This window comes from Fulvivirga maritima (assembly GCF_021389955.1).
Classification (GTDB): Bacteria; Bacteroidota; Bacteroidia; order Cytophagales; family Cyclobacteriaceae; genus Fulvivirga; species Fulvivirga maritima.
In genome coordinates, this window is record NZ_CP089980.1 from 4397346 (window position 1) to 4414504 (window position 17159).

12 protein-coding genes are annotated in these 17159 nt (G+C 39.2%); 9 read left to right on the forward strand and 3 right to left on the reverse strand.

Annotation, left to right across the window (positions count from 1 at the left end):
- Window positions 1-2 precede the first annotated feature (2 nt).
- The 3 genes from LVD15_RS18630 to accC are packed head-to-tail and all read right to left on the reverse strand — an operon-like array spanning window position 3 to window position 3354.
- Window positions 3-575 (reverse strand): Maf family nucleotide pyrophosphatase, encoded by a 573-nt coding sequence (locus LVD15_RS18630; RefSeq protein ID WP_233776721.1) that lies wholly within the window; start codon window positions 573-575, stop codon window positions 3-5.
- On the reverse strand, window positions 538-1839 hold the full coding sequence (locus tag LVD15_RS18635; RefSeq protein WP_233776722.1) for a DUF1015 domain-containing protein: 1302 nt from the start codon (window positions 1837-1839) through the stop codon (window positions 538-540). The genes LVD15_RS18630 and LVD15_RS18635 overlap by 38 nt, the downstream gene beginning before the upstream one ends.
- 12 nt (window positions 1840-1851) lie before the next feature.
- A complete protein-coding gene (accC, locus tag LVD15_RS18640) occupies window positions 1852-3354 on the reverse strand; it encodes an acetyl-CoA carboxylase biotin carboxylase subunit (protein ID WP_233776723.1) in 1503 nt (500 codons plus the stop codon).
- A 165-nt stretch (window positions 3355-3519) separates the two neighbouring features.
- Between accC and LVD15_RS18645 the strand changes: the two genes are divergently transcribed.
- The 9 genes from LVD15_RS18645 (at window position 3520) to LVD15_RS18685 (ending at window position 17080) form a co-directional block, all read left to right on the forward strand.
- Window positions 3520-4767: an aminotransferase class I/II-fold pyridoxal phosphate-dependent enzyme gene (locus tag LVD15_RS18645; protein ID WP_233776724.1), complete on the forward strand. Its 1248-nt coding sequence runs from the start codon at window positions 3520-3522 to the stop codon at window positions 4765-4767.
- A gap of 110 nt (window positions 4768-4877) precedes the next feature.
- Window positions 4878-5057 (forward strand): BF3379 family histone-like protein, encoded by a 180-nt coding sequence (locus LVD15_RS18650; RefSeq protein ID WP_233776725.1) that lies wholly within the window; start codon window positions 4878-4880, stop codon window positions 5055-5057.
- A 202-nt stretch (window positions 5058-5259) separates the two neighbouring features.
- Window positions 5260-5409, forward strand: coding sequence for a hypothetical protein (locus LVD15_RS18655; protein ID WP_233776726.1), 150 nt, complete (start codon window positions 5260-5262; stop codon window positions 5407-5409).
- Between the two features lie 23 nt (window positions 5410-5432).
- Window positions 5433-6611 carry a glycoside hydrolase family 26 protein gene (locus tag LVD15_RS18660; protein ID WP_233776727.1) on the forward strand — a complete coding sequence of 393 codons (1179 nt, stop codon included), beginning with the start codon at window positions 5433-5435 and terminating at the stop codon, window positions 6609-6611.
- Window positions 6608-8512, forward strand: a complete 1905-nt coding sequence (locus tag LVD15_RS18665) for a sodium:solute symporter family protein (protein WP_233776728.1) — start codon at window positions 6608-6610, stop codon at window positions 8510-8512. The genes LVD15_RS18660 and LVD15_RS18665 overlap by 4 nt, the downstream gene beginning before the upstream one ends.
- 14 nt (window positions 8513-8526) lie before the next feature.
- Window positions 8527-9717: a glycoside hydrolase family 130 protein gene (locus LVD15_RS18670; RefSeq protein WP_233776729.1), complete on the forward strand. Its 1191-nt coding sequence runs from the start codon at window positions 8527-8529 to the stop codon at window positions 9715-9717.
- Between the two features lies 1 nt (window position 9718).
- Complete coding sequence (locus LVD15_RS18675) at window positions 9719-11614, forward strand: sialate O-acetylesterase (RefSeq protein ID WP_233776730.1); 1896 nt, start codon at window positions 9719-9721, stop codon at window positions 11612-11614.
- A 16-nt stretch (window positions 11615-11630) separates the two neighbouring features.
- Window positions 11631-12845 carry an AGE family epimerase/isomerase gene (locus LVD15_RS18680; RefSeq protein WP_233776731.1) on the forward strand — a complete coding sequence of 405 codons (1215 nt, stop codon included), beginning with the start codon at window positions 11631-11633 and terminating at the stop codon, window positions 12843-12845.
- 53 nt (window positions 12846-12898) lie between these two features.
- A complete protein-coding gene (locus tag LVD15_RS18685; RefSeq protein WP_233776732.1) occupies window positions 12899-17080 on the forward strand; it encodes a hybrid sensor histidine kinase/response regulator transcription factor in 4182 nt (1393 codons plus the stop codon).
- Window positions 17081-17159 lie beyond the last annotated feature (79 nt).

Consider the following 17159-nt stretch of genomic DNA (forward strand, 5'->3'; position numbering starts at 1 on the left):
ATTTAAAACTTGGAGTAAAGTACTTCATAAACTCTATGCACCGGCAGGCCTGCCACGTTATAGTAGGAGCCTTGCATATTAACTATACCAATCATGCCTATCCACTCCTGTATGCCATAAGCTCCGGCTTTGTCATAGGGCTTGTAGTTATTTACATAAAATTCTATTTCTTCGTGGCGAAGCTCTTTAAATGTTATTTCTGTAATATCGGAAATGATGTGTTTTTGATCTTTATCAGCTATGCATACCCCAGAGCAAACGGTATGACTTTTACCTGACATAGACCTAAGCATATTACATGCTTCATCATAGTCTGCAGGCTTGCCTAAAACTTTTCCATCTACAATAACTACCGTATCAGCGGTAATGATTATTTCGTCTTTTATCTCAGGTAGAAAGGCGTTGGCTTTTTTTTCTGATAAAAAAGGAGCTACTTCTAAAGCAGGCAGGTCTGGAGGATAAGTTTCCTCTACCTCTTTGGTGCGTACTTCGAACTGAAAGCCCATGGCCTCCATGAGCTGTTGTCTTCTTGGCGACTTAGAAGCAAGGATCAGGGATCGGTCGAAATTCTTCATTTTTAATAGAGCTAAATAAAAATCCACATATAACTTTTGGGTAGAAGTAGGTTGATTTTTGAGGCATAGTTTTACCACTGTAGCAAACCTTTTTCACATCATCCATAGAGATTTCATTAGTGATAATGGCCATTTGCGCTTTTCCTGTAATTACTTGAGTAAGGCAGTCTCCTATGCTTCTCTCAAAGTTTATATTTTCTGATGATCGCTGGTCTTTGCCAGGTATTCCTAACACTTTGTCTATAATAAAATAGTGCATTATAGTGAGATCAAGCCTCTTTACCTCTTCAGGAAAATCCCAGGGGTTGTTCTCTAAAGCTTCTGGCTTGAGTCTTACCTTGTAAGCATTATCTTTAAAAATTAAACCAAAGGCCCATGGTTTGCCCAAAATCACTTCATGAATAGTATGAGCTTCTTCCACAGGTTTAATAGTGAAATCTTGCTCCAGCTTACTTAGGATAGTGGCTTCATCAAAATTTTGGAGCCCGCTTATAACTCGGTGTGTTGGCAAAATTCTTAAATCATCAGATTCCGTATTAGTCAGGAACATCATATGGAAATTGTATCCTTCTTCACCGGTATGGTTAGGGTTTTCTTTTGTCTTTTCTTTTCGATATTGTAAAGAACCTTCATACCTATGGTGTCCATCAGCCAGGATGACGGGCTTTTCTTTAAGCATATCAACGAATTTCTTTATAACGTCTATATCATGGATGACACTAAGCACATCTCTAACTCCCTGATAATCTTCCGTTTCATACAATGGACTTTTCATGCTTTCATCCATGTACTTTTCCAGTTCAAAGGTGTTGTCAGTATATAGTCCATGAGTAGGGCTTACGTTGAGTTCTGTAGCTTTTAGTAGATCAATACGATCATTTACCGCCTTTGGAATGGTGTTTTCGTGCCTTAATATTACTTTTTCATCCCAGTCGTATGCCTTTATATTGCAGATAAAGCCTTTTCGACAATACTTTTTCTGGCTTCCTGGTAGAGAGAAATGTTGATAATAGACATAAATACCCGGTACAGGATCTTGTTCTATAGTATTGCTTTCTTTCCATTCTGATAATCTTTTGGCGGCAGAGCCTGCAGGATCATCTTCACTTGGTACGGAAAGGTGTACGCTATTGTAAGGTGTGTTATAGAGTCTTTTTCTTTGCTTTTCGGAGACTACGTCAAATAGTGGGGATGTTAAATTTTCTATTTGTGAACTGAGTTCAGAGCTATATCTCCAGGCTCTTAACGGTTGTATTTCGGCCATGCTTTAAGTTTACTATTTTCTGGCCCGGCTTTTCCATTTGTTCATAGAGGAAGACAGGCCTGTTTTATTCTTCTGTTGGTTGCTTTTGGTATTGGTTTCAATTAACAAACTAGAAAAAACTGCAGCTATCTCTTCTTCTTTCTTGCTGGAGGTGTTCGCTAGTTTATCTGCAGAAAAGTATTTCTCTACAAATTTGGTGTCAAAATTACCAGATACAAAAGCTTCGTGTTGAAGTACATATTTACAAAATTCCAACGTAGTTTCTATGCCTGAAATCTCATATTCGTTTATAGCCCTTATCATTCGGCTTGTGGCTTTATTACGATCTTCGTCAAAAGTAATGAGCTTAGCTATCATAGGGTCATAGTGAATAGGTATTTGCATGCCTTCTTCAAAACCATCATCTACTCTTACGCCAGGTCCTTGTGGCCTCTTATATAGCTTTAATTTGCCTATGTCAGGTAAAAAGTTGTTTTTAGGATCTTCCGCATATACTCTTACTTCAAGTGCATGGCCTTGTATACTAAGGTCTTCTTGTTTAAACCTTAAAGGGCTTCCTTCAGCTATGTAAATCTGCTCTTTTACCAGGTCTAATCCCGTTATTTGCTCAGTTACCGGATGTTCAACTTGTAAGCGGGTATTCATTTCCAGAAAGTAGAAGTTCAGCTGATCATCAACGATAAACTCTACAGTACCAGCACCGTAATATTGACATGATTTAGCCACATTAATAGCGGCTTCTCCCATTTTTTGCCTTATTTCTGAGGTAAGCACTGAAGAAGGAGCCTCTTCTATTACTTTTTGATGCCTACGCTGAATGGAGCATTCTCTTTCGAAGAGATGAATGATATTACCATGCTGATCACCCAATATTTGAAATTCAATATGTCTGGGAGAAGTAACGAATTTTTCTATAAAAACAGCTCCATCACCAAAAGCCGATTTGGCCTCACTTACTGCTCGTTCCATTTGTGACTGGAACTCATCTTCTTTTTCTACTATTCGCATACCCTTGCCACCACCACCGGCACTGGCTTTAATTAAAATAGGGTAGCCTATCTCTTTCGCTATCGCTTTGGCTTCTTCAATATCCTCTATGGCCTTTTCTGTACCAGGTACCAACGGTACGTCAAACTTAGCTACCGCTGTCTTTGCTGCCAGCTTGTTGCCCATTGTTTCTATGGCTTCAGGAGAGGGACCAATAAATATGAGGCCTTCTTTTTGTACCCTTTTGGCAAAAGCAGCGTTCTCAGAAAGAAAGCCATAACCCGGATGAATAGCATCAACTTTCAACCGTTTGCAAACTTCTATCAGTTTCTCTATGTTTAGGTAGGACTCAGAAGAAGGTGGAGGCCCAAGGAGTATGGCCTCATCAGCTTGACGTACATGAGGAGCTTGTCGATCGGCTTCGCTAAAAACGGCTACTGTGCGTATACCCATCTCCTGAGCGGAGCGTATTATTCGTAATGCTATTTCGCCTCGATTGGCAACAAGAATTTTATTGATTTTTGGCATAGAGGACGATTATTGGTTTAGTCACAATGCTAATTAAATATTTGCTATTTTCTAAATTAGGGTTTAATTAAAATAAACCTACACTTTTGAGAAGATGGGTATTAGTGTTAGATTTGTGTGTTTTTTTGAAAGAACAGAACGTTTTAGAACTAAAAACTAAGAGTAGTGGATCTATTTGATAAATTAAAAGTAGAACAAGGAGCACTAGGGCAGCATTCGCATCTCCCTAAAGATTATTTCATGTTTCCGAAACTGGAAGGGGAGATATCACCAAGAATGAAATTCAATGGTAAAGAAGTGCTGACCTGGAGTTTGAATAATTATTTGGGGTTGGCTAACCATCCCGAAGTAAGAAAAGTAGACGCGGAAGCGGCTGCTGAATGGGGATTAGGTTATCCGATGGGAGCCAGAATGATGTCTGGGAATACTGTACGTCATATTGAATTGGAAGAGAAGCTTGCTAAATTCGTTGATAAAGAAGCCGTTATGCTTTTGAATTTCGGATATCAAGGGGTGCTTTCAATCATAGATGCTGTCGTGGATCGAAAGGACGTGATTGTTTATGATGCTGAGTCTCATGCTTGTATTATTGATGGTGTAAGGCTGCATATGGGAAAAAGATACGTATTCCCGCATAACAACATTGAAAACCTTGAAAAACAGCTAGAGAGAGCTAAGAAAATCACTGACGAAACAGGAGGTGGTATATTAGTGATCACAGAAGGTGTATTCGGTATGTCTGGAAATCAGGGTAAACTGAAAGAAATCATTGCTCTTAAAGAAAAATACCAATTCCGTCTATTTATAGATGATGCTCATGGTTTTGGAACTATGGGTAAAACAGGTGCTGGTACTGGTGAAGAGCAAGGATGCCAGGACGGAATAGATCTTTACTTCTCTACTTTCGCTAAGTCTATGGCTAGTATTGGTGCTTTTGTAGGTGGAAATGAGTCTATCATCACTTACTTAAGGTATACTTTGAGGTCACAGATCTTTGCTAAGTCATTACCAATGCCATTGGTTATCGGAGCCTTAAAAAGGTTAGAGCTTTTACAAACTCAGCCTGAGCTGAAAGACAACCTTTGGAAAGTGGTTAATGCACTTCAATCTGGCTTGAAAGAAAACAACTTTGATATAGGAACTACTAAATCTCCTGTAACCCCTGTATTATTTAAAGGTGGTTTAGGTGAGGCAGCTAACTTAGCTATGGATCTAAGAGAAAACTTCAACATTTTCTGTTCTATGGTAATTTATCCTGTTGTGCCTAAGGATGTTATTATGATTAGACTTATTCCTACTGCCGCTCATACGCTGGAAGATGTGGAAGAAACTATCAGTGCTTTTGCCTCAGTAAAAGACAAATTGGACAAAGGAGTTTACCAAAGGGAAGAAATTATATCAATAACCCGCTAAAAAATCAAAAATAAGTCTGTTTTTGGTTGAATTATAAACATTTTGAGTATATTGCCAGCTCAAAATCAATTGTAGAAAATTTTAAATAACCTTAAAAAAAATTATCAAGTATGGAAAAAAGATTTGAGCAACTGAAAGATTTAGTAATGTCATTAGAAGGAGACTTCGACAAATTCTATAATAAAGGAAATAATGCTGCAGGTACTAGAGTGAGAAAAGGAATGCAGGAGTTGAAAAATCTAGCTCAAGAGATCAGAGTAGAAGTACAAGAGAAAAAGAATAACGAATAATTCGAAATAAACTCAAATCAAAGAAAGGGTGACTATAACAGTCATCCTTTTTTTGTTTTCACCCACCCCTTCTTTTCTTGAAAATGCCTATTAATTCGTTATAAAGGCCGTTTTAAATAAATACCCAAGCAAAATGTGAAATTTCACATTGCTCTCCCTGCCTTAAAATATCCACTTTAGCACCTGAAAGAAATGTTGTTTTATGAACAAATTTTTAAGTGCCGTATCTAATATCCTGGGGGTAGCCAAAAAAGGACCAAAGAGAAGTCTCAAGGTTTTATTCGCCTTTGAGCTACTCATCGCTTTGGTCATAGTGGTTATGACTCTAGTGGTTTTAGGCATGTTCATATAGCAAATAACAAAAGAAGTATAAAAATGAAATTCATGGTAAAGGGAGCGAGCCTTACTTTTTTTCTGGTAATTATTTTTTCTATGGCTAAAGCTCAGCTGGGAAGTCTGGATATGGTGGATAAAAATGCTACCAAAAAAACAAAAATATTATACTATAACCTTTTTAACGTGTCTGAGAAAGGGTTTATGTTCGGTCACCAAGATGATCTGGCCTATGGTATTGGCTGGTGGGATGAGCCCGGAGACTCAGATGTAAAAAGAATTACTGGTACTTACCCTGCCGTATTTGGTTGGGATCTTGGCTTTATAGAAACAGGAAGGCCTTTTAATATAGATACGGTAGATTTTAAATCTATGCATCAATGGATTAAAAAGGCCTATAAAATGGGGTGTGTCAACACCATTTCATGGCACGTGAATAATCCTGTTAATGGAAATAATAGTTGGGATAAGGAGCAAGAATCTGTAAAGCAGATCCTGCCAGGAGGTAAATATCACCTTACCTACGTAGAATACCTGGATAGGGTAGCGGACTTTGCTAAGAAATGTAAAGCAGGGCCTTTTACTTCTATTCCTCTTATATTTCGCCCTTTTCATGAGCATAATGGTAATTGGTTTTGGTGGGGTAAAGGCATGAATTCTGAAGAAGATTATATTCAACTTTATCGTTTTACGGTAACTTACCTGAGAGATGAAAGAAAAGTGCATAACCTTCTATATGCATTTTCGCCTGATAGAAGCCGATTAGATATCAATAATGTGGAAGAATCATACCTGTATGGTTATCCTGGAGATGATTATGTAGATATTATTGGTCTTGATAATTACTGGGATGTTGGCCATGGATCTAACCAAGCTACACCAGAAGTGCAGCAAGAGCAGTTTGTAAAAAGCCTACTCGCAGTGAGCCAATTGGCACAGGATAAAGGTAAGGTAGCTGCGCTCACAGAAACAGGCTCATTTGGTGTAAAGGATGCTAAATGGTTTACAGATTACATCTTGAAGCCTATTCAATCAGCTCCCAATCCACCAGCCATAGCCTGGATGCTGGTATGGAGAAACCGCTTTAAAGAAGAGACATTTACACCTTATACGGGGCATCCGGCAGTAGAAGACTTTAAGCATTTCGAACAGAGTAACTATACCTTCTTTGCTGATGATATTCAAAACCTCTATCAACTGAATAAACCGCTGTTAAAATGAAATTATCAACCTTAGACCTGCTAATAATACTGGGCTATCTGCTTTCTACGATAGTCATTGGTATTTATCTTAAAAAACGTGCTTCAAAGAATATTAACTCCTATTTTCTGGGAGGAAACACGTTACCGTGGTACATGCTTGGCCTTTCTAATGCCTCAGGTATGTTTGATATCTCCGGTACCATGTGGATGGTGACCCTGATGTTTGTCTATGGGCTTAAAAGTATTTGGATTCCCTGGCTCTGGCCTGTTTTTAACCAAATATTCCTTATGGTTTACCTTTCGGTATGGCTGAGAAGGTCTAATGTGCTAACCGGAGCAGAATGGATAAAAACTCGCTTTGGGAATGGCAAGGGAGCACACATGTCTCACATTATAGTAGTGGTTTTTGCTATTTTCAGTGCATTAGGCTTTTTAAGTTATGGTTTTATCGGTATCGGGAAGTTTATAGAAATATTCCTTCCCTGGGATGCTGTAGCTCCTTACATGCCTTTTGACCTCACACCAGAGCAAGTGCCTAATTTCTATGGTGTTGTGCTTACTTCGGTGGCTACTTTTTATGTGGTAATGGGAGGGCTCATGTCTGTAGTTTGGACAGATGTATTGCAGTTTACTATTATGACTGTTTCGGCTATAGTAATAGGTATAATAGCTATGAACAAGGTAAGTCATGAAACCCTTATGAGTGTGGTGCCAGAAGGTTGGGATAGCCCCTTCTTTGGCTGGCAGTTAGACCTCGACTGGAGCCAGATATTGCCCTCGGTAAATGGCAAAATTCAGGAAGATGGCTTTTCGTTATTCACTATATTCTTTATGATGATGCTTTTTAAAGGCATATTTTCCAGTATGGCTGGGCCAGCTCCTAACTTCGATATGCAAAAAGTACTGGCCACCAAAAAGCCGTCAGATGCAGCTAAGATGAGCGGCTTTGTGTCTTTGGTATTATTACTGCCTCGTTATTTTATGATTGCCGGATTTGCCGTGTTAGCCTTGGTTTTCTTTAAAGATGATTTTCTGGCTATGGGTAATCAGGTAGATTTTGAAAAAGTGCTCCCTATGGCTATTAGCGAATTTGTGCCGGTAGGGCTTATGGGGCTTCTGCTGGCGGGTTTATTGGCTGCCTTTATGAGTACTTTTGCTTCTACAGTTAATGCCGCACCTGCTTACCTGATTAACGATATCTATCTGAAATATATTAACCCATCAGCAACCAGAAAACAGCTGATGAACTATAGTTATCTGGTATCATTTTTAGTTGTGGCTTTAAGTACACTTATAGGTCTTTATATTGAAGATATTAATAGTGTGCTACAGTGGATCGTTTCAGCACTTTACGGAGGCTATATAGCAGCCAACGTGCTGAAATGGCACTGGTGGAGGTTTAACGGAGCTGGTTATTTCTGGGGTATGGCCGCTGGTATTTTGGCTTCTATGATCTTTCCTATGATTTTCCCTGATGCCTTACCATTATATTACTTCCCACTCACGCTTCTGGTTTCAGTGGTAGGTTGTGTAGTGGGTACTTATAGTGCGCCTCCGGCAGAAGATCATGTATTGATGGATTTTTATAGAAGTGTGAGGCCGTGGGGTTTTTGGAAGCCGGTACACCAAATGGTAATAGCCAGAGATCCTGGTTTTCAGAAAAACAAACAGTTTAAAAGAAATGCCATCAATGTGGTGGTGGGCATTGTTTGGCAAACATCCCTTACAATCATTCCTATTTACATTATTTTAAGGGAAGAACTACCATTAATAACCAGTGTTATTATTTTATTCATCACTATGCTCATCCTTAAAAAGAACTGGTATGACAAACTGGATAAAGAAGATGAGATATTAGAAGAAGAAATTGAAAAAGGAACCCTAGATATGCCGCAAAAAGAAGAAGCGGTAGTAGCTTAAATAACTAATCGACAATGTTAAAATCACATTCTACAGATAATATTAAAGCACTCTTTGAAGAGTATGAATATTTAATAAACCAGGTGAATTCTCCTTTGGGCACTAATAATGGAGTGTATGAAAGGTATGAAAATCCTGTATTAACAGCTGAGCATGCACCTGTTCACTGGCGCTATGATCTTGATGCAACGCGCAACCCACTGCTACTGGAGCGGCAAGGAATAAACGCTGCTTTTAATGCCGGAGCTATTAGTATAGATGATCGCATTTTACTTGTAGCCCGAGTAGAAGGCGTAGATAGAAAGTCTTTTTTCGCTGTAGCGGAAAGTAAAACAGGTATAGATAATTTCCGATTTTGGGATTACCCTATTTTATTGCCAGAAACGGATGATCCTGATGTGAATGTGTATGATATGCGTCTTACCAGACATGAAGATGGCTGGATTTATGGCCTCTTTTGCACAGAAAGGAGAGATCCTAAAGCTGGCCCGGGAGACTTCTCTTCGGCTGTAGCTCAGTGCGGCATAGTGCGTACAAAAGATTTGAAAAGCTGGGAACGACTTCCTGATTTAAAGACTTCTTCTTCTCAGCAAAGAAACTGTGTATTACATCCTGAATTTGTAGATGGTAAATATGCATTTTACACCAGACCAATGGATGGTTTTATTGATACTGGTTCTGGCGGTGGTATTGGCTGGGGCTTGTGTGATGATATGACTAACCCTGAAATAAGCAGTGAAATTATCATTGAAGACAGGCGATATCATACCATCAATGAAGTGAAAAATGGGCAGGGGCCAGCACCAATAAAAACTGATGCAGGATGGCTTCACTTGGCTCATGGAGTGCGAAACACAGCGGCAGGTCTTAGGTATGTGCTCTATTTGTTCATGACCTCCTTAGAGGAGCCTACTAAAATTATTTATAGGCCTGCAGGTCATTTAATAGCTCCGCAGGGCATAGAGCGCGTGGGAGATGTATCGAATGTGGTGTTTGCAAATGGCTGGGTACAACGCGGAGAACAAATATTCATTTACTATGCCTCTTCTGATACCCGAATGCATGTAGCTACCAGCACAGTAGAGCGTTTGGTAGACTATTGTAAAAATACTCCGGAAGATGGACTCAGATCAGGAAAAAGTGTGGAAGTAAGGTCTGAAATGATTGCTAAGAACCTTGAATGGATGAAAAATAATGGCTTTTAAAATGATGATCAAGAGAATTTTAATACTTGCTGTTTTTGTATTGGTGTTTGTCAATAACTCTTTTTGTCAATCAGTGACATTGCCTCGCATTTTTGCTGATCATATGGTTTTGCAAAGAGATATACCATTAAGAATATGGGGCTGGAATACGCCAAATCAAAAGGTAAATGTACAGATAGATGGTATAGAGGCTACTACTATTTCAGATGCTAACGGAGCGTGGGAATTACTACTTCCACCGCATCAGGCTGGTGGCCCCTATGAATTAGAAGTTACTTCTGAAGGAACAGTTATTATTAGAGATGTTCTTTATGGAGACGTATGGTTAGCCGGTGGGCAGTCTAATATGGAATGGAAAATAGGCTGGAAAATAGATAACTGGGAGGAAGAGTTGGAAGATACTAACTACCCTGATATCAGATATTATGAAGTGATCAATGAGCTGGCTCCAGCGCCAAAATCTGATGTATCTACTGGTGAATGGGTGCAAGCCTCACCTGAAACGGCCAAAGAGTTTTCTGCTGTAGCCTGGTTTTTTGCCAAGCATAACCATCAGGAAAAGAAAGTGCCGGTAGGTATTATTGATAGTAACTGGGGCGGTACGCCAGCTGAAGCCTGGGTAGATGCCCGTAAGCTGCTTAGCATACCTGGCTACAAAGAAGAGGCAGCTCATGTGCTGGATCCTAATGTGGATTGGGAAGAGAAGGTAAGAGAAAATGAAGCCAATCAAGAAGAAAAATGGCATATTTTGGGCGATAAAGAAGGAGCGCTTAAAACAGGTGCGCAGATGATTTCATATAAAGATAATAAATGGCAGGAGGTGGAGATTCCTACTCAAGATCCGCTATCAGATGTAGCTTGGTTGAGAAAAGAGATTAAGTTAAAAGATAGTCCCCAAAAGGCTCAGCTTTACCTGGGTGATCTATTACAGGAAGCTATGATTTTTGTGAATGGTAAATTAATAGCAGAAGAAGGCTGGCAAGATACTACCGCTATTCTGGATATTGAACCTGGTTTATTGAAAAAGGGAAAAAATCTGGTAGCTGTAAGAGTGGTAAACAGCTGGGATAATAAAGTCAGAATAGGCAAGCCCGGAAAAGTATGGTTAAAGACAGATGATGAGAAAATCAATCTGGAAGGCAAGTGGAAGTATTCTAATAATATTGAACCTAAAGTGCCTAATGTAGAGTTTTATAATTGGAAACCAGGGTTTCTGTACAATGCTATGATAGCACCACTTTCAGGTTATGGCCTTAAGGGATTTATCTGGTATCAGGGCGAAAACAATGCGGGCCAGCATGAATATTATGAAGATGTATTTAAAGCCTTGATAACCGATTGGCGTGTGCATTGGAAACAGGAATATGTTCCTTTTCTATTTGTTCAATTAGCTAACTACTTACAGAGACAAGATGTGCAGCCCGAAAGTGACTGGGCTTATCTAAGAGATGCGCAGACAGGTGCATTGGAGCTGCCTAATACAGGTATGGCCACCATCATAGATATTGGAGTAGCAGAAGATATTCATCCTAGAAATAAGCAGGATGTAGGAAAAAGACTGTGGCTTGCAGCAAGAAAAGTCGCTTACAATGATGATATTGTGTACTCAGGGCCTATGTATAAAAGCATCCAGGTGAATGGTAATAAAGCTGAGATCAGTTTTACCAACATCGGTTCGGGCCTGAAAGTGAAAGGTGACATATTAGATGGCTTTATTATAGCAGGAGCTGATGGTAAATTTTATAAGGCTAAGGCTGAATTGAATGGAGATAAGGTGTTAGTAAGTTCTGATCAGGTAAGTGAACCAAAGGCGGTGAGATACGCCTGGGCTGATAACCCTAATGCTACTCTATATAATAAAGAAGGCTTGCCTGCAGTACCATTTAAGACTGATTGAAAACCAATTGACAGATATGATGAACGGAGCTGAAATGCTGTTTTGGCTGAAAAAAGCAAAGCCTGAGTTTGAAGCAGAAATGCACCGGTCCTTGCAGTTTTGGATCCGCAGAATGCAGGACCCTGTGAATGGTGGCTTTTATGGCAGAATTGATGGACTTAACCAGCTTTACCCTAAAGCGGATAAGTCCGTTATTCTCAATACCAGAATTTTATGGACTTTCTCCCATATCGCCAGGTACACTTCCAATAAAAATTACCATGAAATGGCGCTTAGAGCCTATGATTATATCATAAAGCATTTCATAGATAAAAATTTTGGTGGTGTATATTGGATGGTCGATTATAAAGGTGAACCCGTAAACAAGAGAAAGCAGGTCTATGCACAGGCTTTCGCTATTTATGCTTTGTCAGAATACTATTTATGCTCTAAAGATGAAAAGAGCCTGCAATATGCTAAAGATATTTTCAGGCATATTGAACACTATAGTTTTGATGCGATTAAAAATGGCTACATGGAAGCTTTCACCGAAGAGTGGGAGGAGATAGACGATCTACGGCTCAGTGAAAAGGATGCTAATGAAAAGAAGACCATGAATACGCATTTGCACGTTATGGAAGCTTATACTAATTTATATAGAGTATGGCCTGATGAGGAGCTCCAACGGCAATTAAGAAATTTACTGTTAGTTTTCTTCGATAAGTTCATAAATAGTCGTGCGCATTTTCAGTTGTTTTTTGATGAAAACTGGAATCGTAAATCAGCTGAAATATCATTTGGTCATGATATAGAAGGAAGCTGGCTATTATGTGAAGCAGCTGAAGTACTTGATGATAAAATTTTCATTGAAAAGGCTAGGGCTATAGCTATTAAAATGACTGATGCTGTAATTAAAGAAGGCCTTGATTCTGACGGTGCACTCATGAATGAGGCAGATGAGCATGGTATTACAGATTCTGATAAGCATTGGTGGCCCCAGGCCGAAGCTCTGGTGGGCTTTATGAATGCCTGGGAAATAAAGCCAGAGCCAAAATATGTAGATGCATTAAAGAATAATTGGCAATTTATTAATAAAACCTTACTCGATCAGGAGAACGGAGAATGGTACTGGAGAAGCAATAAAATAGGAACTATAATTACAAGTGAAGATAAGGCTGGGCCATGGAAATGCCCTTATCATAACAATAGAGCTATGATGGAACTAATACGGCGAATAGATCATTTTAAGTAACATAAACTAATCAATATTACATTTTTTCAATCATAGCTTGTATATTACGTTTTATGAAAACGTTTTCTGTTTACTTCTTTACCTTATCTCTTGTTTTGGCTGCTTGTGTTGCAAAAGGGCAGCCTTCAGCACTTTTACAAAAGGATATTATTTTTGATCAGCCGCACGAAAACTTAGGCTTGTCTCAGCGGTCTATCAACTGTATGATAGAAGATCAGAAAGGCTATCTCTGGATAGGAACCTGGGAAGGTCTTATGCTTTATGATGGCTACACCACTACCATTTTTCAAACTAAAGGAGCCGTTGAAAATACGCTTGGTAGTAACAAAATCACCGCACTCTATGAAGATCATTCGGGTAAAATTTGGGTAGGAACCTTAATTGGTGGCCTTTATCAGTATGACCGCGCTACCGGTAACTTCACCCACTATCAGTATGCCCCTACTAATGATCATTCTATAAGTAATAATAACGTCTGGAGTATTACAGAATCAAAAGATGGTAATATATGGGTAGGAACGCAAAATGGTCTCAATGTTTTTGACCCGGAAAAGAAGGAATTTACCCGGTTTTATCATTCTGATGATCCTAAAAGCATATCTTATAATTTCATCACCTCACTATTTATAGATGAAGCCAATAACCTCTGGGTGGGCACAGAAAAAGGACTTAACAAGCTTAATTTAGATAATAGAGAAGCTGGTTTTGATAAATATTATTACCACCTGGATGAAGATGATGGCCCTACTAATAACTACGTCTATAAAATAACTAGTTATAAGCATAATGGTGAAGAGGTAATATGTTGGTCTACCAAAAAAGGCCTTAAACTATTAGATAGAGAGGGAATTCATAATTATTTATACCCAGAGAGCTCTTTGCGGTTTAGTTTTGTTCGTACCCTGTACACCTATGAAAAGAGTGACCAGTTCATTATGCTGGGTTCAGAAGCAGGGTTAAGCCTATTCAATCCAAAAACCCGTGAGTTCAAGAGTTTTTTTGGTGATTATAATGAGCGTGTAAGCCTTAGTCATAATACCGTTACTTCTTTGCTTATAGATCATACAGGAGTACTTTGGGTAGGTACTAAGAAGGGTATCAATAAGTTTGATACTTATAACAAGAATTTTGAGCTTTTCGAAACCAGTAGCTTTGATGATAGCCGAAGCATAATAACAGGTATAGAAGGCAATGGAGAGGGTAAATACTGGGTAAGTACCATGGGCGGCGGCCTTTTCCTTTTTGATCCTGATGAGGGTGAGACTACCGTCATAAAAGATCTGTTTACCAGGTATAAGATTGATGAGAAAGGAGCCAATGATTTTAGTGATTTTATCCAGACTATTGATGCTAGCGAGCCGGGGGTAGTATGGGTAGGAACCGCCGGCGATGGTCTTTATAAAGGCTATATCAATAAAAATAGCAAAACGGTTACTAAATATGAGCATTACAACTATTCTACCACAGAACACAAAATATCAGATGATTACATCATGTCTCTCGCAGATGATAATCATGGGGGAATGTGGGTAGGTACCTGGAGTGGGGGACTTAATAGGATTAATGCCGATGGTACGGTAACACAGTTTAAAGAATCGGTATTGTCTCAGGCGCCCTTGGTAGCCATGTATCAGGATGGTAATACATTGTGGGTAGGCACTAGGGGAAAAGGACTTTTGTCTATTGAGAGTGTTGGCGGTAAGCTGAATATAACTCAATACAGACAATCTAAAAATGGGCTGAATAATGATTTTATAAACGTTATATATAAGGCTCAAAATGGCAGGCTCTGGATAGGAAGTGAAGGAGGCTTAAATGAATTTGATAAAAATGAAGGCCAATGGAAAAGTTATGATATCAGCCGAAGTGAAAATGAAGTGGTAGTAGGCATGTTGGAAGATGAGCAAGGTAAGCTATGGCTTTCAGACTGGAATGGGATTACCGTTTTCAATCCTAATGATTCTGCAGAGTCCGTTCATCATTATGACATGAGAGACCGCATACAAGGAGGCTTTTTCTATAACAATGTTTGCTATAAAGATGATAAAGGCCGCCTCTTTTTTGGAGGAAATAATGGTCTTAATATAATAAAACCAGATGAGGTAAATGAAAATCCGTTTCCACCTAAAGTGGTGTTAACAGATTTTGATATTTATAACAAAGAAGTAGTGCCTAACGAAGAGTTCAACGGAAGAGTTATACTTCAGGAGCCGATCAATCAGGCACAGCAAATCAATCTGGATTATGATGAAAATGCTATTTCTTTTGAATTTGCGGCATTACACTATGCGGCTCCAGAGAAAAACCAGTATGCCTATAGACTGGTAGGATATGATAACAATTGGGAGTATACTAATTCTCAGCGACGCTTTGCTAACTACACTAACCTGAATTATGGTGATTATGTGTTTGAAGTAAAGGCGAGTAATAATGATGGAGTTTGGAGTGATGATGTAAAGCAAATCACCATTCATATATCACCACCATGGTGGAAAACCATTTGGGCTGTGCTGGCATATTTTGTGCTTGCTATGGCCGTTTTGTTGCTTTTCAGACATCTCATTATTGTGAGAACCAACTATATAAATGATATAAAAATGGAACGTCTGAAAAGGGAGGGGGTTTTGAAAATGAACCAGTCTAAGCTGAAATTTTTCACCAATATTTCGCATGAGTTTAGAACTCCGCTAACCCTGATTCTTGGTCCGCTAGAGAAGTTGATTGAGTCTGGAATGGGCGGTAAGTATGTAAAAGATGAGCTGGACATTATCAATAAAAATGCGCAGCGCCTATTAAGGTTGGTGAACCAACTGCTTGATTTCAGAAAAGCTGAGTCTGGTAAGCTTACGCTGAAAGTGGCTGAAGGTAACATAGTGAAGTTTGTGAAGGAGATCAAGCTCATGTTTGAAGGCCTGGCAGAGAAGCTGGGTGTCAATTTTGAGTTTTACACCAATAGTGATGATATAAAAGTATGGTATGATCGGGATCAGTGCGAGAAAATACTATTTAACCTGCTGTCTAATTCCTTTAAGCATGTTCCTAAAAATGGGGTAGTTAAGATTATGCTTGAAGAGACTGAAAAGGAGGTTTTCATTAAAATAGAAGATAATGGAGGAGGCATAGCGCCTGAAAATATTGGTAAAATCTTTAATCGGTTTTATTCTGAAGGGGAAGACAAGTCAGGCACTGGTATAGGACTGGCGCTTACGCGCACTTTAGTGAAAATGCATCATGGAGATATTTCGGTGAATAGTGTGGTAAATCAATCTACCGTGTTTACTGTGGCGCTGAAAAAGGGCAATGCTCATTTTACAGATGCCGATATGATTCAGAACTTTAAGGATAGTGAATACATCGGCCATTATCAATCAGTGGCTGACCTTGAAGTGGAGTTGATGGACGTAACTCCAACAGAAGAAAAGCCAACTACCGATGGCAATTTGAAAAAGCTGATGATAGTAGAAGATAACCCAGAGGTGCGTGGTCATATCAAATCTATGTTTGCAGGTAAATATGAAGTCATAGAGGCTGAGAATGGCAGGGTAGGGCTTGAGCTGGCAGAGTCACAATTGCCAGATGTGATAGTTAGTGATGTGATGATGCCTGAGATGGACGGTATCGCTTTATGTAAGGCCATTAAGAAAAACACAGCCACTTCTCACATACCTATAATTTTGCTTACCGCCCGTACTTCATTGATTTACAAAGTAGAAGGGCTGGAGAGCGGTGCAGATGATTATATCACTAAGCCCTTTAACTATCAGGTACTTTCTTTGAAGGTGAAAAACCTGGTTTCTACCAGAGATCAGCTCAGGAGGCATTTTAATGATAATCAGACGCTGGATATTGAGCCTAAAAAAGTCACTTTCAGTTCTGCTGATGAGCTGTTTATAGAAAAGGCCTTAGAAAGTGTGGAGAAGAACATGTCTAACACCGCTTATTCTGTCGAAGATTTTGGTGAAGATGTAGGTATGAGCCGTATGCAGATTTACAGAAAGCTCAAGGCACTTACCGGGCAGTCTGCTAACGAGTTTATTCGTACTATACGCCTTAAGCGTGCAGCTCAGCTTATAGAGCGAAATGAGTTTACCATTGCCGAAGTGACATATAGAGTAGGCTTTCAGGATTTACAATATTTTAGAAGTTGCTTTAAGAAATATTTTGGTGTGAATCCGTCAGAGTATGGTAGAAGTGAGGAGGAAGAGGAAAACACGGTAGAAGAGGAGCAAAAGTAACATCTATCCACCGAAAATGTGATATCGGCCATGGTTCAAAAAGTGTATTATGGCTCATATTAGCAGAAAAATCAACCTC

Bases quoted from the DNA above. Each gene is read 5' to 3' on its own strand.
- LVD15_RS18655 (WP_233776726.1), top strand. From the start codon at position 5,260: ATGAACAAATTTTTAAGTGCCGTATCTAATATCCTGGGGGTAGCCAAA.
- accC (WP_233776723.1), bottom strand. From the start codon at position 3,354: ATGCCAAAAATCAATAAAATTCTTGTTGCCAATCGAGGCGAAATAGCA.
- LVD15_RS18635 (WP_233776722.1), bottom strand. From the start codon at position 1,839: ATGGCCGAAATACAACCGTTAAGAGCCTGGAGATATAGCTCTGAACTC.
- LVD15_RS18650 (WP_233776725.1), top strand. From the start codon at position 4,878: ATGGAAAAAAGATTTGAGCAACTGAAAGATTTAGTAATGTCATTAGAA.
- LVD15_RS18675 (WP_233776730.1), top strand. From the start codon at position 9,719: ATGATGATCAAGAGAATTTTAATACTTGCTGTTTTTGTATTGGTGTTT.
- LVD15_RS18680 (WP_233776731.1), top strand. From the start codon at position 11,631: ATGATGAACGGAGCTGAAATGCTGTTTTGGCTGAAAAAAGCAAAGCCT.
- LVD15_RS18660 (WP_233776727.1), top strand. From the start codon at position 5,433: ATGAAATTCATGGTAAAGGGAGCGAGCCTTACTTTTTTTCTGGTAATT.
- LVD15_RS18685 (WP_233776732.1), top strand. From the start codon at position 12,899: ATGAAAACGTTTTCTGTTTACTTCTTTACCTTATCTCTTGTTTTGGCT.
- LVD15_RS18670 (WP_233776729.1), top strand. From the start codon at position 8,527: ATGTTAAAATCACATTCTACAGATAATATTAAAGCACTCTTTGAAGAG.
- LVD15_RS18630 (WP_233776721.1), bottom strand. From the start codon at position 575: ATGAAGAATTTCGACCGATCCCTGATCCTTGCTTCTAAGTCGCCAAGA.
- LVD15_RS18665 (WP_233776728.1), top strand. From the start codon at position 6,608: ATGAAATTATCAACCTTAGACCTGCTAATAATACTGGGCTATCTGCTT.